The sequence below is a fragment of the Streptomyces sp. NPDC002076 genome, from assembly GCF_053593835.1.
The window spans coordinates 498004-517094 of record NZ_JBSFDI010000003.1 but is presented as its reverse complement, the minus strand read 5'-3'; the positions used below and the strand labels follow the sequence as shown (position 1 = coordinate 517094).

General features: G+C 71.4%; 16 protein-coding genes and 3 pseudogenes. 12 read left to right on the top strand and 7 right to left on the bottom strand.

Features of this window, described 5'->3' with window-relative positions; translation table 11 throughout:
* Positions 1-5: 5 nt before the first annotated feature.
* The gene (locus tag ACWCQS_RS09515) at positions 6-1178 is read right to left on the bottom strand and encodes a PP2C family protein-serine/threonine phosphatase (protein ID WP_451003898.1); all 1173 of its coding nucleotides are present in this window, start codon (positions 1176-1178) and stop codon (positions 6-8) included.
* A gap of 175 nt (positions 1179-1353) precedes the next feature.
* Between ACWCQS_RS09515 and ACWCQS_RS09510 the strand changes: the two genes are divergently transcribed.
* A complete protein-coding gene (locus ACWCQS_RS09510; protein ID WP_451003897.1) occupies positions 1354-2595 on the top strand; it encodes a GNAT family N-acetyltransferase in 1242 nt (413 codons plus the stop codon).
* A 7-nt stretch (positions 2596-2602) separates the two neighbouring features.
* On the opposite strand, the gene ACWCQS_RS09505 is transcribed toward ACWCQS_RS09510, so the two are convergent.
* Both ACWCQS_RS09505 and ACWCQS_RS09500 read right to left on the bottom strand, forming a co-directional pair.
* Positions 2603-3412, bottom strand: coding sequence for an Fpg/Nei family DNA glycosylase (locus ACWCQS_RS09505; protein ID WP_451003896.1), 810 nt, complete (start codon positions 3410-3412; stop codon positions 2603-2605).
* Between the two features lie 644 nt (positions 3413-4056).
* Entirely contained in the window at positions 4057-4542 is a 486-nt protein-coding gene (locus tag ACWCQS_RS09500) for a ribose-5-phosphate isomerase (protein WP_451003895.1), read from the bottom strand.
* A gap of 237 nt (positions 4543-4779) precedes the next feature.
* Here ACWCQS_RS09500 and ACWCQS_RS09495 point away from each other — a divergent pair, with 237 nt between their 5' ends.
* Together ACWCQS_RS09495 and ACWCQS_RS09490 are read left to right on the top strand one after the other, a co-directional pair.
* Positions 4780-6204 carry an amino acid permease gene (locus tag ACWCQS_RS09495; protein WP_451003894.1) on the top strand — a complete coding sequence of 475 codons (1425 nt, stop codon included), beginning with the start codon at positions 4780-4782 and terminating at the stop codon, positions 6202-6204.
* 70 nt (positions 6205-6274) lie between these two features.
* Complete coding sequence (locus ACWCQS_RS09490; protein WP_451003893.1) at positions 6275-7600, top strand: FAD-binding oxidoreductase; 1326 nt, start codon at positions 6275-6277, stop codon at positions 7598-7600.
* Positions 7601-7607: 7 nt separating this feature from the next.
* Here the strand turns inward: ACWCQS_RS09490 and ACWCQS_RS09485 are convergent, their stop codons facing one another.
* The gene (locus ACWCQS_RS09485) at positions 7608-8189 is read right to left on the bottom strand and encodes a biotin transporter BioY (RefSeq protein ID WP_451003892.1); all 582 of its coding nucleotides are present in this window, start codon (positions 8187-8189) and stop codon (positions 7608-7610) included.
* Positions 8190-8830: 641 nt separating this feature from the next.
* On the opposite strand from ACWCQS_RS09485, the gene ACWCQS_RS09480 reads away from it, so the two are divergent.
* From ACWCQS_RS09480 to ACWCQS_RS09445, 8 genes are all read left to right on the top strand, one after another.
* Entirely contained in the window at positions 8831-10030 is a 1200-nt protein-coding gene (locus tag ACWCQS_RS09480; protein ID WP_451003891.1) for an ROK family protein, read from the top strand.
* Positions 10031-10236: 206 nt separating this feature from the next.
* Positions 10237-11280 (top strand): ABC transporter substrate-binding protein, encoded by a 1044-nt coding sequence (locus ACWCQS_RS09475; protein ID WP_451003890.1) that lies wholly within the window; start codon positions 10237-10239, stop codon positions 11278-11280.
* Complete coding sequence (locus tag ACWCQS_RS09470; RefSeq protein ID WP_451003889.1) at positions 11277-12122, top strand: ABC transporter permease; 846 nt, start codon at positions 11277-11279, stop codon at positions 12120-12122. The genes ACWCQS_RS09475 and ACWCQS_RS09470 overlap by 4 nt, the downstream gene beginning before the upstream one ends.
* On the top strand, positions 12098-12832 hold the full coding sequence (locus ACWCQS_RS09465; RefSeq protein WP_451003888.1) for an ABC transporter ATP-binding protein: 735 nt from the start codon (positions 12098-12100) through the stop codon (positions 12830-12832). The genes ACWCQS_RS09470 and ACWCQS_RS09465 overlap by 25 nt, the downstream gene beginning before the upstream one ends.
* A complete protein-coding gene (locus ACWCQS_RS09460) occupies positions 12829-14166 on the top strand; it encodes an LLM class flavin-dependent oxidoreductase (protein WP_451003887.1) in 1338 nt (445 codons plus the stop codon). The genes ACWCQS_RS09465 and ACWCQS_RS09460 overlap by 4 nt, the downstream gene beginning before the upstream one ends.
* An 11-nt stretch (positions 14167-14177) precedes the next feature.
* Complete coding sequence (locus tag ACWCQS_RS09455; RefSeq protein ID WP_451003886.1) at positions 14178-15074, top strand: TauD/TfdA dioxygenase family protein; 897 nt, start codon at positions 14178-14180, stop codon at positions 15072-15074.
* A gap of 125 nt (positions 15075-15199) precedes the next feature.
* The gene (locus ACWCQS_RS09450; RefSeq protein ID WP_451003885.1) at positions 15200-16588 is read left to right on the top strand and encodes an amino acid permease; all 1389 of its coding nucleotides are present in this window, start codon (positions 15200-15202) and stop codon (positions 16586-16588) included.
* Positions 16589-16732: 144 nt separating this feature from the next.
* Positions 16733-17179: a cupin domain-containing protein gene (locus ACWCQS_RS09445; protein ID WP_451003884.1), complete on the top strand. Its 447-nt coding sequence runs from the start codon at positions 16733-16735 to the stop codon at positions 17177-17179.
* 43 nt (positions 17180-17222) lie between these two features.
* Here the strand turns inward: ACWCQS_RS09445 and ACWCQS_RS09440 are convergent.
* Positions 17223-17522: pseudogene (locus ACWCQS_RS09440) on the bottom strand (histidine phosphatase family protein); the annotation flags it as partial.
* A 141-nt stretch (positions 17523-17663) separates the two neighbouring features.
* Positions 17664-17976: pseudogene (locus tag ACWCQS_RS09435) on the bottom strand (histidine phosphatase family protein); the annotation flags it as partial.
* Between the two features lie 105 nt (positions 17977-18081).
* Between ACWCQS_RS09435 and ACWCQS_RS09430 the strand changes: the two are divergent.
* On the top strand, positions 18082-18531 hold the full coding sequence (locus tag ACWCQS_RS09430) for a DUF3887 domain-containing protein (RefSeq protein ID WP_451003883.1): 450 nt from the start codon (positions 18082-18084) through the stop codon (positions 18529-18531).
* On the opposite strand, the pseudogene ACWCQS_RS09425 reads toward ACWCQS_RS09430, so the two are convergent.
* A pseudogene (locus tag ACWCQS_RS09425) lies at positions 18532-19059 on the bottom strand (FGGY-family carbohydrate kinase); the annotation flags it as partial.
* Positions 19060-19091 lie beyond the last annotated feature (32 nt).

Genomic DNA, 19091 nt, shown 5'->3' with positions numbered 1-19091 from the left:
GTCGCTCAGCGGAGCATCGCCGTCGCCTGGCGGCAGATCAGGAGGAGGGCCCGGTCGTCGTTGACGTCCTTGGCGACCGCCTCGATGAGGTGCCAGGCCGCGCCGTGGAAGCCGCCGGTGACATAGCGGTCGGCCTCGCCGGTGAGCCGGTCGATGCCCTCGACGATGTCGCGGTCGGAGGTCTCCACCAGACCGTCCGTGAACAGCATCAACACGTCACCGGGCCGCAGCGAGCCCTTCACGGGGTCGAACTGGGCGCCGTCGTACACACCGAGGAGCGGCCCCTCGGCGGCCTTCTCCTCCCAGCGTCCGCTGCCCGCGCTCAGCTGCAGCCCCGGCGGATGGCCGGCGGAGTACAGCTCGTAGTCGCCGGAGTCGAGGTCCAGGACGAGATGGATGGAGGTGGCGAAACCCTCGTCCCAGTCCTGACGGAGAAGGTAGCCGTTCGCGGCCGGCAGGAAGGCGTGCGGGGGGAGGGAGCCCAGGAGGCCGCCGAAGGCGCCCGACAGCAGCAGGGCGCGCGATCCCGCGTCCATGCCCTTGCCGGACACGTCGGTGAGCACCACCTCCAGCGTGCGGCCGCCGTTGGTCCGGGCCGCGACCACGAAGTCCCCGGAGAAGGACTGGCCGCCGGCCGGGCGCAGCGCCATCTCGTGGTGCCAGCCCTGCGGCAGCTTCGGCAGCTTGCTCTGCACCCGGATCCGCTCGCGCAGGTCGAACAGCATGGTGCCGCCGCGCCGCCACGGCACCCCGACCCGGCTGCGGAACTGGGCGGTGAGCAGCCCGAAGAAACCGCACGCGGCCACCACCAGCACCACACCCGGGGTGACCCGGCTCGGCCCCTCGGTGTACGGGCCGAGCCGTACGGACTCCACGATCAGTGCGGTGGCGCCCGCCGCGTACAGGCCGAGCAGGCTCGCCGGACGCAGCAGCAGGCCGCCGGCGACGATCGGCAGCACCAGGGTGGCCGGTGAGCACCACACCGAGTCGACCAGGGTCACGGACATCAGGACGGGGATGGTGAGCAGCAGTCCGGCGAACGCGATCCAGTCGGAGCCGTCGCCGCGGAAGTAGTCCACGGCGCTTCTGCGCAGGCCGGTGCGGGCCCGGTGCCACTGCATCTTCCACCGGGCCGTGAACTTCTCGGCCTTCGCGCGCCGCTCTCGTCCTGCTGCCATTAGTTCGGGACCCTATCCATCGGACCGGCTGCTTGGCACGGGAGGTCCCACTTGTCCCCCGTGCGGGGCTCGACTTCGCGGTTCGTCCTCACAGTGAACGGCACACGCGGCCATCGCGCCCCCGTCCGGGAGAAATTCGCTGGCTCGTCCCGCGGCGCCCTGGTACGCATGACTCATGGGGACTGACCGGGGAGCCGAGTTGCGGGTGCTGCGCGAGTCCGACTGGGACCGGTGGTACGACGTCCTCTACCGCGCCTTCGGCGCCTCGGCGGCACCGCCCGAGGAGCGCGAACTGGACAGGTCCCTCACCGAGTTCGACCGTTCCCTGGCCGCCTGGGACGGCGACGAGGTCATCGGCACGACAGGGGCGTTCAGCTTCCGGATGACGGTGCCGGGCGGGGCCGCGGTCCCGGCGGCCGGCGTGACCATGGTGAGCGTGGCGGCCACTCACCGACGGCGCGGGGTGCTGACCTCGATGATGCGCCGGCAGCTGGACGACGTACGGGCGCTGGGCGAGCCGCTCGCGGTGCTGACCGCGTCCGAGCCCGCGATCTACGGCCGCTTCGGGTACGGCGCGGCCACGTTCCGGACGACCGCCGAGATCGACACGAGCCGGGTGACACTCTTCCTGCCGCCCGGCGTGGAGGACGTACGGCTGCGTTATGCCGCGCCCGCCGACGTCCTCGACGCGTGCGAGGCGGTCTACGCGGCGCTGGTGCCCCAGCGGCCCGGGATGCTGGCCCGGCAGCCCGGCTGGGAGCGGGCCGTTCTCCTCGATCCCGAGAGCGAGCGGGGCGGGGCGTCGGCGCTGCAGTGCGTGGTCGCCGAACGGGACCGCGAGGTGACGGGATACGCCCGCTTCACCACCAAGCTGGGCTGGGGCGAGAGCGGGCACGACGGCACGGTGCAGCTGAGGGACCTCGCCGCGATCGACCCGGTCACCGAGGCGGCGCTGTGGCGGTTCCTGTGCGGCATCGACCTGATGACGACCCTGTCGGTGAGGTCGCGGCCGGTCGACGACACCTGGCGATACCTGGTCTCGGACACCCGCCGCTGCCGGCCGCGTCTGAGGGACGACGCGTACGTCCGTCTCGTCGACGTGGGTACGGCGCTGTCGGCGCGCACGTATCAGGCGCCGGTGGACGTCGTGCTGGAGGTGGAGGACACCTTCTGCCCGTGGAACGCCGGGCGGTGGCGGCTGACGGGCGACGCCAAGGGTGCGTCCTGCGCGCGTACGTACGACGCCGCGGAACTCTCCCTCTCGGTACTGGAGTTGGGCGCGTCCTACCTCGGCGGCGTGACCCTGCTGTCGCTCGCGGCGGCCGGGCGGGTGCACGAGCTGCGGCCGGGCGCGCTGACGGAGGCATCGGTGGCCTTCGGCTCACCGGTCGCCCCGTGGCTGCCGCACGGCTTCTAGTGCCCGGTCACCTCTGCTGACAGGTGGGGCACCAGAAGAGGTTGCGGGCGGCGAGGCCGGCGGTGCGGATCTCGGCGCCGCAGATGTGGCAGGGCAGGGTGGCGCGGCGGTAGACGTAGACCTCGCCGCCGTGGTCGTCCACGCGGGGTGGCCGGCCCATGGCCTCCGGGGTGTGCTCGGCCCGGACGGTGTCGATCCGGTTCTTCCGGACGCCCTCGTGCATCAGCTCGACGAGGTCGGCCCACAGGGCGTCCCACTCGGCGCGGCCGATGTCCTTGCCCGCGCGGTACGGGTCGATGCCGTGCCGGAACAGAACCTCCGCACGGTAGACGTTGCCGACGCCGGCGACGATCTTCTGGTCCATGAGCAGCGCGGCGATCGTCGTACGGCTGCGGGAGATCCTGCGGTATGCCGCGTCCGGTTCCGCGTCCTCGCGGAGCGGGTCGGGGCCGAGGCGGTCGTGTACGGCCCGCTTCTCGGTGTCGGTGATCAGGGCGCAGGTGGTGGGGCCGCGGAGGTCCACGTACGCCGTGTCGGTCGCGAGCCGGAGCCGGACGGTGTCGGTCGGCGGGGGCGCGGGGGCGTCACCGAAGCCGACCTTGCCGAAGAGGCCGAGGTGGATGTGGACCCAGTCGGTGTCCCGGAAGCGGAGGAAGAGGTGCTTGCCGTGGGCTTCGGTGGCCGTGAGTTCCGCGCGGTCCAGGAGGGCGGCGGCGTCGGAGAACTTGCCCTGGGGGCTGGTGACGCGCGGGGCGGTCCCGAGGAAGCGCTCGGCGTAGTCCCGGGCCAGCCGGTGGATCGTGTGCCCTTCCGGCACGGCGGGGTGTCCTTTCCTGCTTTTCGCCCCCGGATCGGGGGGCGGGCGTCGAGTGCTTTCCCACCCACCCGTCTCGCTGGGTCGAGAGGTGAACGAACAGACCGGACCGGAGCCCCAAGACGACGCCCTCCCACCCACCGAGCCGGCCGGGCAGATGGGCTTGGACCGGGGTCCGCGGCACAGCCCCGGGAGGGCGCCTCCCAGCCCACCGAATCAGCCGAGCGGGGGCAAGACCACAATCCGGGGCACAGCCCCTGAAGAGCGCCCTCCCAGCCCACCGAATCAATCGAGCGGGTGGCAAGACCACAATCCGAGGCACAGCCCCCGAAGAACACCCTCCCCGCCAACCGAGTCGGGTGGGTGGGAAGACCACGGTCCGGGAGCCCCTGAAGGGTGCTCTCCCCGCCAACCGAGTCGGATCGGTGGGAAGACCACTGTCCGGGAGCCCCTGAAGGGTGCTCTCCCCGCCAACCGAGTCGGATCGGTGGGAAGACCACTGTCCGGGAGCTCCTGAAGGGTGCTCTCCCAGCCGACCGAGTCGGGCGGGTGGGAAGACTACGGTCCGGGGCCCCTGGAGGGTGCCCGATCGGTCGACCGGGCGGGGGTGGGCAAGACGGGGGCTCGGGGCGGGGCCCCGGGGCCCGTTAGGCCTGCGGGTGGTGGGCCGGGATCGGGGGCAGGTCGCCCGTCGTCTCGTACGCCGACAGCATGTCGATCCGCCGGATGTGACGTTCGTCACCGGAGAACGGCGTGTTGAGGAAGACCTCGACGAACTTCGTCGCCTCCTCCGTGCTGTGCATCCGCGCACCCACAGCCACCACGTTGGCGTTGTTGTGCTGCCGCCCCAGCGCCGCGGTCTCCTCGCTCCAGGCCAGCGCCGCCCGCACGCCCTTCACCTTGTTCGCGGCGATCTGCTCACCGTTCCCGGAGCCGCCGATCACGATGCCCAGGGCGTCGGGGTCCGCGGCCGTACGCTCGGCGGCGCGCAGACAGAAGGGCGGGTAGTCGTCCTGGGCGTCGTAGATGTGCGGCCCGCAGTCGACGGGCTCGTGACCCGCCGCCTTGAGCCACTCGACGAGGTGGTTCTTGAGTTCGTAGCCAGCATGGTCGGAGCCGAGATACACGCGCATGCCACGAGTGTGACACGCCTCATTCCGCGCAGCAGCCTCGGGTGGCGGCACCCGCCGGCCCCCGGGGGACACCCCGCCAGACCTCGGAAAATGTGACTGGAACCATAGAACCTCAAGGGAACCTCAAGTAACGATACGGATTCAGAGGTTCCCGAATCCGTTCGCCTCGGATTCACTGGACCGACTCGTACACCGCTCATACGAGCTGCTCCTCCTGGCGCAAAGGAAATCCGTCCAATGACCCCTGGTTCGGGCCTTCAAGCAGGACTCAAGAACCGCCACCTGACGATGATCGCGATCGGTGGTGTCATCGGAGCCGGCCTCTTCGTCGGCTCCAGCTCCGGTATCGCCACCGCGGGACCGGGCATCCTCCTGTCGTACGCGATCGTCGGCACCCTCGTCGTCCTCGTGATGCGGATGCTCGGCGAGATGTCCGCCGCGAACCCCACCTCCGGCTCCTTCTCCGCGCACGCCGACCGTGCCCTCGGCGGCTGGGCCGGGTTCTCCATCGGCTGGCTCTACTGGTTCTTCTGGGTCGTCGTGCTGGCCGTCGAGGCCACCGCCGGCGCCAAGATCCTCTCGGGCTGGGTGCCGGGCATACCGCAGTGGGGCTGGGCGCTCATCGTGATGACCGTGCTGACCGCGACCAACCTGGTCTCCGTCGGCTCCTACGGCGAGTTCGAGTTCTGGTTCGCCGGCATCAAGGTCGTGGCGATCGGCGCGTTCATCGTCATCGGCCTGCTGGCCATCTTCGGCGTACTGCCGGGCGTCCACGCCGACAAGGCGTCCTTCGGCAACCTGACGAACCACGGCGGCTTCCTGCCGCACGGGCCCGGCACCATCCTCACCGGTGTGCTGCTGGTCGTCTTCTCCTTCATGGGCAGCGAGATCGCGACCCTCGCGGCCGGTGAGTCCGAGGACCCGCAGCGTGCGGTCACCAAGTCCACCAACAGCATCATCTGGCGTATCGGCGTCTTCTACCTGGGTTCGATCCTCGTCGTGGTCTCGCTGCTGCCGTGGAACGACGCGTCCATCGCCAAGCAGGGCTCCTACGTCGCCGCGCTGAACTCGCTCGGCATCCCCAACGCCGGTCAGATCATGAACGTCATCATCCTGACCTCGGTGCTGTCCTGCCTCAACTCCGGCCTCTACACGGCCTCCCGCATGGCCTTCTCGCTCGGCGAGCGCGGTGACGCCCCGAAGGCGTTCGCCCGCACCACCTCCCGCGGTGTGCCGATGACGGCGATCCTGGCCTCGGTCGTCTTCGGTTTCGTGGCGGTCTTCTTCAACTACGCCTACCCGGACACCGTCTTCCTCTTCCTGGTCAACTCGTCCGGCGCGGTGGCCCTGTTCGTGTGGCTCGTCATCTGCTTCTCGCAGCTGCGGATGCGGAGGATCATCCAGCGCGAGGCGCCGGAGAAGCTCGTCGTGAAGATGTGGCTGTACCCGTACCTGACCTGGGCGACGGCCGCCTTCATCGTCTTCGTCCTCGGCTACATGCTGACCGACACCAAGGGCGAGAGCAGCGGCCGTACGACCGTGCTGCTGTCGGTGGCGGTGGCGGCGGTCGTGGTGATCATCGCCGTGGTGAAGCAGAAGCTCACGGCGGGCCGCCCGGCCCCCGCGGTCGAGGCCCCGGCCGACAAGGTCTCCGTCGGCTGATCCGCCCCCGGCTGGACATGGCCGCATAACCTGACGCCATCTGTCAGGTTATGCGGCCATGCTGCATGCCATGACCTCTGTGGACGACCTCCCGGACCTGATCCTCCTCCGCCCCGGCGACCCCGGTTACGACGGCGAACTCGCCGGCTTCCAGCTGGGTTTCGCCCAGCGGCCCGCCGTGATCGTGCCCGCCCGCTCGCCGGCCGACGTGGTGGCCGCCGTGCGATACGCGGCCGCCGAGGGCCTGCCCGTCGGGGTGCAGGCGACCGGGCACGGGCTGCCCGGCGGGTACGAGGGCGGGCTGCTCGTCACCACCCGGCGGATGGACGGGATCACCGTCGACCCAGGGGCCCGTACCGTGCGGGTGCAGGCCGGGGTGCGCTGGGGGCAGGTGGTCACGGCGGCCGAGCCGTACGGGCTGGCGCCGTTGAACGGGTCGGCGCCGGGCGTGGGCGCGGTGTCGTACACCCTGGGCGGCGGACTGGGCATCCTCGCCCGGGAGTTCGGCTACGCGGCCGACCATGTGCGCCGGCTGGAGGTCGTCACCGCCGACGGGGAGCTGCGGCACGTCACCCCGGACTCCGATCCCGAGCTGTACTGGGCCCTGCTCGGCGCCGGGCAGAACCTCGGGATCGTCACCGAGCTGGAGATCGGGCTCGTACCGGTGCGGACGCTGTACGGCGGCTCGCTCGCCTTCGACGGGCGCGTGGTGGACCCGGCGGCCGTACTGGAGGCGTACGAGGCCTGGACGCGGACCGTGCCCGACGGGCTGACCTCGTCCTTCGCCGCCGTGCCGTATCCGGACCTGCCCGCACTGCCCCCGCAGCTGCGCGGCACGTACGTCATCTCCGTGCGGGTCGCCCACACCGGCGCCGACGGCGAGCGGATCGTCGCCCCGCTGCGGGAGATCGGGCCGGTGCTCGCGGATTCCCTGCGCGAGCTGCCGTACGCCGAGAGCCACACCATCCACAGCGACCCGGACTTCCCGCACGCCTACTACGGCGACAGCGCGGTGCTGCGGGAGCTGGATGTCGAGCGGGCCGGTGCGCTGCTGCGGGCGACCGGGCCTCAGGCGGACCTGATGTGTGTCGTGCAGGTCAATCACCTGGGCGGCGCGCTCGCCCGGCCGGCGCCGAACGCGGTGCCGTACCGCGACGGGCGGTTCCTGGTGCGGCTGCTGACGGTCGGGGAGCGGGAACGCGCCCGGGCCGTGCTCGACCCGGCATTCGCGCTGCTGGCCCGGGACACGCTCGGACGGTCCCTCAACTTCGCCTTCGGCGCCGGGGACCGGAGCGCCGGGCTGTACGACCCCGAAACGCAAAAGAGGCTCGCCCGGGTCAAGGAAACTTATGACCCGGCGAACCTCTTCCGCAGGAACTACGGCGTCAGCGCATGAGTCCTGGCTAGCGCTTGTTCGCGAACTTCCAGGCGGTGGGCAGCGCGCCCATCGCCAGGGCGGCCTTGAGGGCGTCGCCGATCAGGAACGGGGTGAGGCCGAGCGCCACGGCCTGGGAGAGGGAGAGGTGGGCCGCGACGGCCAGGTAGGGCACGCCGACGGCGTAGATGATCGCCTCGCCGAGGAGCATCGTGCCCGCCGTGCGCAGCGGCGAGCGGTCCGCGCCGCGCCGGGCCAGGGCGCCGACGGCGGCCGAGGCGAGCAGCATGCCGAGGATGTAGCCGAAGGAGACCGAGGCGGCGCCGGAGGTGCCGTCCGCGAACCACGGCACGCCCGCGACACCGGCAAGCGCGTAGAGGGCGAGGGAGAGGAAGCCGCGGCGGGCGCCGAGCGCGGTGCCGACGAGCAGCGCGGCGAAGGTCTGGCCGGTCACCGGCACCGGGGAGCCGGGCACCGGGACCGCCACCTGGGCCGCGAGGCCGGTGAGCACGGCGCCGCCGACGACGAGGGCCGCGTCGCGGACGCGGGACGCGGGGAGCAGATCGGCGAGTACTGCGCCGGGGCGAGCGATGGCGGTGGCGGTGCTCATGGGGACTCCGCGGGGTGGTGTGGACACGTCGGGACGTCGTGACGCTATCCCAGCGGACACGCGCCGATCACCGTCGGCGCTCGACAAAGGGTCGAACAGCGCCTTCGTGACCTTCGGACAAAGGGTGCCGCTTACACGCGGTCAGGCGTGATGCCGGTCACGAAGGTAGGGACGCTCAGCTCACTCCGGTGCACCGCACCGCGACTGTAGAGTCCCGCCAAAGCCCTGCGGGCTCGTCTCGCCCGTCGGTCGCCGTCTGGGCAGCACGGGGGCGGTTTGCTAGCTTCGAACGCATGGTTGCCCAGGCCCGGTACCTCACCTCGCGTCGCTATGTCGACCTGCGACGCCAGGGCACGGCCACCTGTCGCCGCCGGGGCTAGGCCCTGTCGTCAAATTCCCGTCGTTCGCCCGCAGGGCGGGCTCGGCGGCGTCTGGTGCGTGCGATCGCAAGGCGCCGGAGCGCCCTCGTGGCGGAGCCACGTGGGCGGTTCGGCAACGCGGCGAGCGTGCGTGCCAGGCGTCGCCGAGCAGGCGGGAATTTGACGACAGGGCCTGGGGGCGGAGCGCTCGGCACGCCTCTCTTTTCGCATCCCCTCGAAACTCCGAGACGTGTCGGCCCCGTTTCCCGAGGACGGTCCTCCATGCCCCGTACCGCGGTATCCACCCTTGTCTCGCCCGTTCCGCGTGCCGCCGACAGCGACCGGCGGCGCACCAGCGCCAGTGTCGTCCTGCGGTCCGTACTGGAGCACGGACCGGTGGCGCGCAGCACCATCGCCCGGCTCACCGGGCTGTCGCCCGCGTCGGTGACCGAGCACTGCGCCCGGCTCGCCGGGCTCGGGCTGATCCGGGAGTCCGCACAGCCGCGCCGCTCGGGCGGGGTCGGCCGGCCGCATGTCCCCGTCGACCTGGACGACACGGGGTTCCTGGTCGGCGGAGTGCATGTGGCCGTGCCGTACACGACGGTCGCGTTGCTGGATCTGCGCGGCCGGGTGGTGGCCCAGCGGGAACTGAAGCACGAACGGACCGATCCCGGCTGGGTGCTGGCGCGGGCCGCCGAGGGACTCTCCGGGCTGCTCGCCGGGGTGCCGGGCCGCCGGCCGCTGGGAGTCGGGGTGGCCGTCGGCGGCTGGGTGGACCGCGGGACGGGCAGCGTGGTCGAACACGAGCTGCTGGACTGGCGTGAGGTGCCGGTGCGGGAGCTGCTCGGTGCCCGCACCGGTCTGGGGGTCCATGTGGACGGGCACGCGCGGGCGTTGGTGAACGGGGAGCGGCTGTTCGGGCGGGCCCGGGGCAGCGGGAGCGTGCTGCATCTGTTCGTGGGCAATATGGTCGACGCGGCCTTCGCGACCAACGACGAGGTGCACCACGGGCCGCGTTCGGCGGCCGGTGCGATCGCGCATCTGCCGGTGCCGGGCGGCAGCGAGCCCTGCCCGTGCGGTCGTACCGGCTGCCTCCAGGCAGAGCTGAGCGAGCGGACGTTGTGCCGGCGGGCGCGGGCGGCCGGGGTGATCGACTCGGCCAACCCGATGCATGTGGTGGCCGCGGCGGCGGCCGGGGACGCGGTGGCCCGGCGGCTGCTGGTGGAACGGGCCCGGGCGACCGGGCGGGCGACCGGGCTGTTGCTCGACGTGCTCAATCCGGAGACAGTCGTGGTGACCGACGTGGGCGTGATCCATTTCGAGGACTGCCTCGCCGCTCTGCGAGAGGCTGTCGGTACGGCACGTTCGGCGGATGTCCTTTCGACGAGTTTCCCGGATTCCGTGCTGGCGGTGGCGGGCGGTTCGGTGGTTCTCGACGTGCTGTTCCGGGATCCGCTGGGTGCGTCAGCTGAGGGTATTTAATTCAGAAACTCCGAATGTTGACAGGGATCAACGAAGGACAGGAACATGCTGGTCATGAGCCTTCTTACGAGCTGTCGCAGCCACTGTTGCTGACACGTTGCCGCGCGTGAAGCGCGTGTTTCCGGCTCCTTGCTCTGTCTTTTCTCCGGCTTCTCGCTCCGGAATTTCGCCTGCCCTTCCCCTCCTTTCATCCGGGGAGTCCTCCCATGCACCGTCGTGTCTTTCTCACCTCCCTGCTGGGCGCGTCCGCCGCCGTGGCGGGCCTCAGCGGCTGCGCCAAGGGCGATGCCTCCGCCGACACCAGGGGCGCCGCCACCAAGCCGCTCGCGGACAAGGTCCCGGCCGGCACCAGCCTGAAGATCGCCTCGTACCTGGGCCAGCAACAGCTGCAGTTCAAGCTGGCCAAGCTGCCGGCCCTGCCGTTCACAGTGTCGAACTGGCTGAACATCGGCGCCGGTCCGGATGTCATCAACGCCTTCCGGGCCAAGTCCCTGGACCTCGCCAACAACGCGGGCATCCCGCCGATCCAGGCGCACTACCAGGGCTTCGACGCGAAGATCGTGGCGATCGACCTCACCCGCAGGCCCAACTACATCTTCGCCACCAGGCCCGGCAGCGACATCCACACCGTCGACGACTTCAAGGGCAAGCGGCTCGCCTTCTCGCAGGGCCAGGCCCAGGGTGTCGTCCTGCTGCGGGCGCTGAGGAAGGCGGGCCTCGCGTACGACGAGGTGAAGCTGGTCCCGCTGACCAGCAATCAGTTCCTCACCGCCCTGCAGTCCGGGCAGGTCGACGTCGCCCCGCTCGCCAACAGCCAGGCACCGGCCTACCTCAAGCAGTACGAGCCCAAGGGCGCCCGCACCATCCCCACCGACGTCGTCGACCTGCTCAACCTGCTGTGGGCACCGCAGTCCGTGCTGAACGACCCCGCGAAGGCCGCAGCGATCGCCGCCTACATCCCGCAGTGGGCCCAAGGCCAGGTGTGGCAGTACGAGCACCCGGACGTCTGGAACGAGGAGTTCTACGTCAAGACGCAGAACCTGACCCTGGAACAGGCGCGGGGCATCGCCAAGCTCGCCAACAAGCCGCTGTTCCCGCCCCGTTGGGACGAGGCGGTCAAGTGGGAGCAGGAGACGGCGGATCTACTCGCCGAGGGCGGGTTCGTGAAGAAGTTCGACGTCTCCTCGCTCTTCGACCACCGCTTCGAGTCGATCGCCGCCAAGGCCGTACCCGAGGAGTACCGGAAATGACCGCCGTGACCACGACGACCGCCGTCGCGACGACGGTGACCGCAGAACTTCCCCAGGTCCGCCGGCGTCGCCGTCTCTCCCCCGGCCGCCGGCTGCCCGCCGCCCGGCTGATCGGCCCGATCGTCGTCCTCGCCCTGTGGGCCGCCGCCTCCGCCGCCGGAGCGCTCGACACGGGTGCCATTCCCGCGCCCTGGACGGTCGTGCGGACAGCCGGTCATCTGTGGACCGACGGCACCCTGCCGACCGACATCCTGACCTCGCTGCAGCGGGCCGGATACGGCTTCGCGATCGGTCTGGCCGCGGGCGTGCTGCTCGCGCTGGCCGCCGGGCTCAGCCGCACCGGGGAGGCGCTCATCGACGGAACCGTGCAGTTCAACCGGGCGATCCCGACCCTGGGCCTGATCCCGCTGTTCATCCTCTGGCTGGGCATCGGGGAGACCTTCAAGGTCGCCATCATCGCGATCGTCGTCTACATCCCGATCTATCTGAACACGCATGCCGCGCTGTCCGGCATCGACGGCCGGTACGTCGAACTCGCCGAGGTGCAGGGCCTGTCCCGGCTCACCTTCGTCCGCCAGGTGGTGATCCCCGGTGCGCTGCCCGGATTCTTCGTGGGACTCCGGCTCGGTGTGACGGGCTCCTGGCTGGCCCTGGTGGTGCTGGAGCAGATCAACGCCACCAGCGGCCTCGGCTACCTGATGTTCCAGGCGCAGAACTACGGCCAGACCGACGTCATCCTGGTCGGCCTGCTCATCTACGGCGTCTTCGGCCTGGTCTCCGACAGCGCGGTCCGTCTCGTCGAACGGAGGGTGCTGTCGTGGCGCCGCACACTGAACAACTGACCCGTCCCGCGGTCCGGCTGCAGGGCCTGACCCGGTCCTTCGACGGCCGTACGGTCCTCGACGGCATTGACCTCGACGTGCCCCCGGGCCAGTTCACGGCCCTGCTCGGGCACAGCGGCTCGGGCAAGAGCACCCTGCTGCGGGCGATCGCCGGGCTCGACCACGGAGTCGTGGGCAGCGGGCGGCTCACCGCGCCCGAGCGGGTGTCCGTCGTCTTCCAGGACTCCCGGCTGCTGCCCTGGCGCCGGGTGCTGGACAACGTCCTGCTCGGCACCGACGGCAAGGACGCCGAGGAGCGCGGCCGGGCCGCCCTCGCCGAGGTCGGGCTGAAGGGCCGCGAGCGGGCCTGGCCGGGCGAGCTGTCCGGCGGCGAGGCCCAGCGGGCGGCGCTCGCCCGCTCCCTGGTCCGCGAGCCCGAACTCCTGCTCGCCGACGAGCCGTTCGGCGCGCTGGACGCGCTGACCCGGATCAGGATGCACGGCCTGCTGCGCGACCTGTGGCGGCGCCACCGGCCGTCCGTGCTGCTGGTCACCCACGACGTGGACGAGGCGATCGTGCTCGCCGACCGGGTCCTCGTCCTGGACCGGGGCCGCATCGGTCTCGACCTGACCATCGACCGCCCCCACCCGCGCTCCTACCGCGAGCCGGTCCTGGGCGAATACCGCGAGCGGCTGCTGGCCGCACTGGGCGTCACGGAGGACCATCGGTGACACGGAGAAGGCTCCATCTGAACGCGTTCCTCATGAACACCGGCCACCACGAGGCCTCGTGGCGGCTCCCGGAGAGTGACCCCTACGCCCACGTCGACCTGAAGCACCACGTGCGGCTCGCGCGGATCGCCGAGCGCGGCACCTTCGACTCCCTCTTCCTCGCCGACGGCCCCCAGCTGTGGGGCAACCTCGCCCAGCGCCCGGCCGGCGCCCTGGAACCGCTCACCCTGCTGACCGCGCTGGCGACGGCCACCGAGCACATCGGCCTGATCGCCACCGCGTCCACGTCCTACAACTCGCCCTACAACCTGGCCCGCAAGTTCGCCTCGCTGGACATCATCAGCGGCGGCCGGGCCGGCTGGAACATCGTCACCACGGCGGGAGCCGAGGCCGCCCGGAACTTCGGGCTCGACACGGAGCCCGCGCACGCCGAGCGGTACGCCCGCGCGGCCGAGTTCCTCGATGTCGCGCTCAAGCTGTGGGACAGCTGGGAGGACGACGCGATCGTCGCCGACAAGGCGGCCGGCGTCTGGGGCGACGACAGCAAGATCCACCCGCCACGGCACCAGGGGACGTACTTCAGCGTGGCCGGTGCCCTCAACGTCCCGCGCACACCGCAGGGTTACCCGCTCCTGGTGCAGGCGGGATCGAGCGAGGACGGCAAGGCCTTCGCCGCCCGGTACGCGGAGGCGGTCTTCACCGCCCAGCAGACCCTCGCCGACGCGCAGGCCTTCTACGCCGACCTCAAGTCCCGGACGTCACAGGCGGGAAGGGACCCCGAGCACATCAAGGTGCTGCCCGGGATCGTGCCCGTCCTCGGCTCGACCGAGGCGGAGGCGCGGGCGGCGGAGCGGCTGCTGGAGGACCACATCGTGTACGCCCATGGGGTGGGCCGACTGGAGAGCCTGCTGCAACTTCAGCCCGGCACCCTGGAGTTGGACGCCCTGCTGCCCGCCGACCTGCCGCCCGAGTCCGCCGTCGAGGGCGCCAAGAGCCGCTACACGCTGGTGGTCGAGCTGGCCTGGCGCGAGAAGCTGACCGTCCGGCAGCTGATCGCGCGACTCGGCGGTGGGCGCGGCCACCTCACCCTCGCCGGGACGCCCGAGCAGGTCGCCGACCGGATCGAGACCTGGTTCACGCAAGGCGCCGCCGACGGTTTCAACATCATGCCCGCCGTGCTGCCCTCAGGCCTGGACGCGTTCGTCGAGCACGTCGTACCGCTGCTGCGCGCCCGCGGCCTGTTCCGCGACGAGTACGGCCCGCGCCAGACCCTCCGGGAGCGCTACGGCCTTCCCCGCCCCGCCAACCAGTACCTCACGCCCGCGTTCGCCTGAAAGGAACCCGCATGTCCATCGAGATCACCAAGGTCACTGCACGCATCGGCGCCCGTGTCTCCGGCGTCGACATCACCAGGCCGCTCGCCCCCGAAGAGGTCGCCGCGATCCGCGAGGCCCTGAATGTCCACAAGGCGCTCGTCTTCGACGCGGGCCCTCTGGACGACGCGGGCCAGCAGGCCTTCGCCCGCCACTTCGGCGACCTGACCACCGCGCACCCAACGGTCGGCGCAGTCGACGGCGCCCCGAACGTGCTGCCCGTGGACAGCGAGCGGGGCCGGGCCAACCACTGGCACACCGACGTCACCTTCGTCCTCAACCCGCCGCAGGCCAGCACCCTGCGCTCGATCACCGTCCCGCCGTACGGCGGCGAGACCCTGATCGCCAACGCGGCCGCCGCCTACCGGGACCTGCCCGAGCCGCTGCGCCGCCTCGCCGACACCCTGTGGGCCGAGCACACCAACGACTACGACTACGCCGTACCGGACGAGGAGATCGACGAGGAGAAGGCCGCCCAGCGCGCCCAGTTCACCTCCATCACGTACCGCACCGCCCACCCGGTGGTCCGCGTGCATCCGCTGACCGGCGAGCGCGGGCTGTTCATCGGCGGGTTCGCGCAGCGGATCGTGGGCCTGTCCGCCGGCGAGTCCCGCAAGATCCTGGACCTGTTCCAGGCGTACGTCACCCGCCCGGAGAACATCCTGCGCCACCGCTGGGCGGAGAACGAACTCGTCCTCTTCGACAACCGGATCACCCAGCACTACGCCATCGACAACTACGACGGGCGGCCGCGCCGGCTGCACCGGGTGACCGTCGCCGGTGACGTCCCGGTCGGCATCGAGGGCAAGGAGAGCTACTCGATCGAGGGCGACGCCTCGCACTACACGCCGGTGCTCACTACGGCGTAGCCGGCATCTCACCCTCCGTGCAGAGGGTGTCCGGATACTGGGCGGCTCCTTCGTCTGAGCGGACGGGCCGCCCAGACTGGCGGGGTTTTTGCCCGCCCATTGCCTTGCCCGGGAGAGCCGCGCCCATGCCCACCAGCACGACCACCGAGACACCGCCACAGCACCAGGGCGGCGGCGCCTCCCTCTCCCACGGCCTCAAGCAGCGCCATCTGTCGATGATCGCCCTGGGTGGCGTCATCGGCGCGGGTCTGTTCGTCGGCTCCGGCGCGGGCATCGCCGCCGCCGGCCCGTCCATCGTCGTCGCGTACGCGCTCTCCGGCCTGCTGGTGATGCTGGTGATGCGGATGCTGGGCGAGATGTCGGCCGCCTACCCGTCCTCGGGCTCCTTCTCCGCGCACGCCGAGCGGGCGATCGGCCCCTGGGCGGGCTTCGCCGCCGGCTGGTCCTTCTGGGTGCTGCTGTGCACGGCCGTCGGCCTGGAGGGCATCGGCGCCGCGCACATCGTCCAGGGCTGGCTGCCGGGCACCCCGCAGTGGATGTGGGTGGCCCTGTTCATGGTGGTGTTCTGCGGGGCGAACCTGGCCGCCGTGAAGAACTTCGGCGAGTTCGAGTTCTGGTTCGCCGCGCTGAAGGTCGGCGCGATCAGCCTGTTCCTGGTCCTCGGCGTGCTGGCCATCGCCGGTGTGCTCCCCGGCACGCACTCGCCGGGCACCGCCAACCTGAGCGACTTCATGCCGCACGGCAACCAGGGCCTGCTGGTCGGCCTGCTCGCCTCGGTGTTCGCCTACGGCGGCCTGGAGACGGTCACCATCGCGGCCGCCGAGTCCGAGAACCCGGTCAGGGGCGTGGCGTCCGCCGTCCGTACGGCCATGTGGCGGATCGCGCTGTTCTACATCGGTTCGATGGCGGTCGTGGTCACCCTGGTCCCGTGGGACTCCGAGGAGGTCGTGGCGAAGGGTCCGTACGTCGCCACGCTCGACCACCTCGGCATTCCCGGCGCGGGCCGGCTGATGAACGTGGTCGTCCTGGTCGCCCTGCTGTCCGCGATGAACGCCAACATCTATGGCTCCTCGCGCATCGCCTACTCGCTGGTCGAGCGCGGCCAGGGTCCGAAGGCGCTGGTCAGGCTGTCCGGCGGGGTTCCGCGGATCGCGGTCCTCACGTCCTGCTTCTTCGGTTTCGTCTGCGTGCTGCTGAGCTACTGGCGCCCTGACGACGTCTTCCCGTGGCTGCTCAACATGATCGGCGCGGTCATCCTGGTGGTCTGGATCTTCATCGCCGTCTCCCAGCTGCTGCTGCGCCGCCGTATCGAGCGCGAGGCCCCCGAGAAGCTGGTCGTGCGCATGTGGGCGTTCCCCTGGCTGACCTGGGTCGCGCTGGCCGGCATGGTGGCGATCTTCGTCCTGATGGCCCGCGAGCCGGACACCCGCGTCCAGCTCTGCTCCACCGGCGGCATGACCCTGTTCCTGGCAGCCGTGGGCTACCTCCGGGAGCGCGTCCGCGCCAAGCGCTGACGCCTCCACGCCTAGAAGGCCCCCGCGTACGACACGCGGGGGCCTTGCCGTTGCCGCAGGCTCCGGATTGTGGCGGCCGCGGGCAGGAGGGACGGTTGTCCGGGGACCCTCGGTGCACACCGGCCCACTCCTGGAGGCCCGACGATGTCGAACCACGATCCAGCGGCAGACGGTGCTGAACGCCGGCCGCGCTCAGAAGCATGGAAGACGGCGCTCACCGTGCTGCAGTCGGCGAAGCCGCCGTTCGTTCCGGAAGGGGCGGAGGCGATGACGGCTCTCGTCGAGTTCCCGCCCGGCGATCCCGGCACCCCTCCGCACCGGCACTCCGGACCTGCTTTCGGCTACGTGCTGGAGGGCGAGATGCTCTTCGAGCTGGAAGGCGAGGCGGAGCGGGTGATCAAGGCCGGCGAGACGTTCTGGGAGCCGGGCGGCGATGTCATCCACTACCAGGACGGGAACAACCGGACGGATTCCTGGAGCCGTTTCCTCGTCACCATGCTGTGTGAGCCGGGTCAGCCCATGCTCACCCTGGTCGACGACGAGGAACTGGCCCGGCGGCGACACCTGCGAGCGCCCCGTCCCGGCGCATGATCCACCGGTGAGGGGCGCCGCCCCGGTCGTCGTCGTGTTCCCCTTACCCGCAGGGCACGTTCAGCGTGAGCAGCGCGGTGTGCTCGCCGTCGACGCTGATCTCGCTCACCGCCGCGTTGCGCAACTTCGGGAAGACCCGGCGGTATTCGGCGAGCGGAATACCGAGCATCGAGCACAGCACCAGCCGCAGCAGGGTGTTGTGCGCGACGACCAGGACCCGCCCGCCGGGGTGGACGACGGCGATGCGTCGCAGGGCGGCACTCCCGCGCCCGGCCGCCGCGCGGGGGTCCTCGGCGCCGGGGAAGGGGTGCGCCACCGGGTCGGCGCGGAACGCGTCCGCCGCCCAGGTCCTGTCGTCGAACTCCCGCCGTCCGCCCGGAGGGCGGGCCTCGCGCCCGCCGCGGAGCGGCTGATGTATGCAGTAGGTGCGTGCTCTGGGGATCCCCCCGGCCGAAGGCTGGGGGAGGGAGTTTGACGACAGGGGCCTAGGGGTTCCGCGCCGCGAACTCGGCGAGCGTACGGCCCTCCATCACCCCGAAGTCGCATTCGCGCAGGCCGGGTTCGCGGTGCGGGGTGAGACCGAGAGCCCGGCAGGCGGGATCGGCCGTGGCGGTCGCCCGGGACAGCGGCGAGGTCCAGGCGGCGTCCACCGGATGCGCGGCGGCCCACCTCCCCAGCGCCTCGGCCTGGGCGTACCCGGTGTCGGTGAGGGCGACATCGCTGACTCCGGCGTACCGGTTCTCGGCATGCCAGACGGTCTGTCCGTGGCGGGCGAGGAGCAGGGTGGCGGAGGTCATGGGCAGCAGTGTCCCCCTGGGCTCGTCGCGGCCTCCCGCGGTCCGGAAGCCCTGGTGGCGACCGTCCGGCATGCGAGGTGCGGGCGGGGGGCGCACGATGAACGCATGTCCGACAAAGACATCGCACGCGGCGGCGGGCGCCGAATGGTCCGGGCAGCGGCCATCCTCGCGCTCGCCGCATCAGCGCCGTGGCCGGCCGCCGGTTCCGCACAGGCCGCGCCCGACCACGACACCATTGCCCTGCAGACGCTCGACGACATCGTCAAGGGCGACTACAAGGCCGCCACCGCCCACTTCGGCGCTGACATGCGCAAGCACCTGCCGCCGGAGGGGCTCGAGGATTCGTGGAAGCACTACCAGGACGAGTTCGGGCACTACAAGTCGCACCAGAAGCCCAAGGACGTCAAGTCCGGCCGGTTCACCGTGGTGAGCGTGCCCCTGCGCATGGCGAAGAGCGCCGGCGAGTTCCGCGTGACCTTCGACAGGTCCGGTGCCATCGCCGGCCTGTTCTTCCTCAGGCCGGGCGTGCCGGTCCCGAAGTCGATGCCCGCTTGATCACGGCTTCAGCCGCGCCAGCGCATGCGCCGCCACCGCCCCCGGCAGCCACCCGCGCAGCTCCAGCTCCCCCACCAGCCGTGCGTACGGTTCGGCGAACCGCGCCGTACGGCCGGGCCGCGGCTCGACCGTCGTGGCCACGCGGGCCATCGACTCCGCGACCGCGGCGAGGCCCGGCCCCGCGCCCGTGCCGTAGGCGGCCGGCGCCGCCATGCCCAGAGCGGGTTCCGGCCGCTCGGGGATGCGGACCGGGCGGCCCAGGACGTCCGCGCGCATCTGGGTCCAGTAGGCGCTGCGGGCCGCGCCGCCGGTGAAGGTGAGGGGGCCGTCCACGGGCGCGCCGAGGTGGTGGAGGTGGTCCAGGCAGAGGCGTTCGGCGAAGGCCACGCCCTGCAGGAGGGCCGCCCACAGGTCGGCGTCCGACTCCGGGACGCCGAGCAGGAGCGCGGTGGCCTGCGGGGCGCGGAAGGGGAACCGTTCGCCGGGTGAGACCAGTGGGTAGGCGACGGCACCCGAGGGCTCGTACGCGGGCGTCCAGGGCGTGGCTGGCATCGGCCGAG

What these genes read in the sequence shown, in the direction of transcription:
- ACWCQS_RS09515 (WP_451003898.1), bottom strand. Translation starts at nt 1,178, where the DNA reads ATGGCAGCAGGACGAGAGCGGCGCGCGAAGGCCGAGAAGTTCACGGCC.
- ACWCQS_RS09510 (WP_451003897.1), top strand. Translation starts at nt 1,354, where the DNA reads ATGGGGACTGACCGGGGAGCCGAGTTGCGGGTGCTGCGCGAGTCCGAC.
- ACWCQS_RS09500 (WP_451003895.1), bottom strand. Translation starts at nt 4,542, where the DNA reads ATGCGCGTGTATCTCGGCTCCGACCATGCTGGCTACGAACTCAAGAAC.
- ACWCQS_RS09495 (WP_451003894.1), top strand. Translation starts at nt 4,780, where the DNA reads ATGACCCCTGGTTCGGGCCTTCAAGCAGGACTCAAGAACCGCCACCTG.
- ACWCQS_RS09490 (WP_451003893.1), top strand. Translation starts at nt 6,275, where the DNA reads ATGACCTCTGTGGACGACCTCCCGGACCTGATCCTCCTCCGCCCCGGC.
- ACWCQS_RS09485 (WP_451003892.1), bottom strand. Translation starts at nt 8,189, where the DNA reads ATGAGCACCGCCACCGCCATCGCTCGCCCCGGCGCAGTACTCGCCGAT.
- ACWCQS_RS09480 (WP_451003891.1), top strand. Translation starts at nt 8,831, where the DNA reads ATGCCCCGTACCGCGGTATCCACCCTTGTCTCGCCCGTTCCGCGTGCC.
- ACWCQS_RS09475 (WP_451003890.1), top strand. Translation starts at nt 10,237, where the DNA reads ATGCACCGTCGTGTCTTTCTCACCTCCCTGCTGGGCGCGTCCGCCGCC.
- ACWCQS_RS09470 (WP_451003889.1), top strand. Translation starts at nt 11,277, where the DNA reads ATGACCGCCGTGACCACGACGACCGCCGTCGCGACGACGGTGACCGCA.
- ACWCQS_RS09455 (WP_451003886.1), top strand. Translation starts at nt 14,178, where the DNA reads ATGTCCATCGAGATCACCAAGGTCACTGCACGCATCGGCGCCCGTGTC.
- ACWCQS_RS09450 (WP_451003885.1), top strand. Translation starts at nt 15,200, where the DNA reads ATGCCCACCAGCACGACCACCGAGACACCGCCACAGCACCAGGGCGGC.
- ACWCQS_RS09445 (WP_451003884.1), top strand. Translation starts at nt 16,733, where the DNA reads ATGTCGAACCACGATCCAGCGGCAGACGGTGCTGAACGCCGGCCGCGC.
- ACWCQS_RS09430 (WP_451003883.1), top strand. Translation starts at nt 18,082, where the DNA reads ATGTCCGACAAAGACATCGCACGCGGCGGCGGGCGCCGAATGGTCCGG.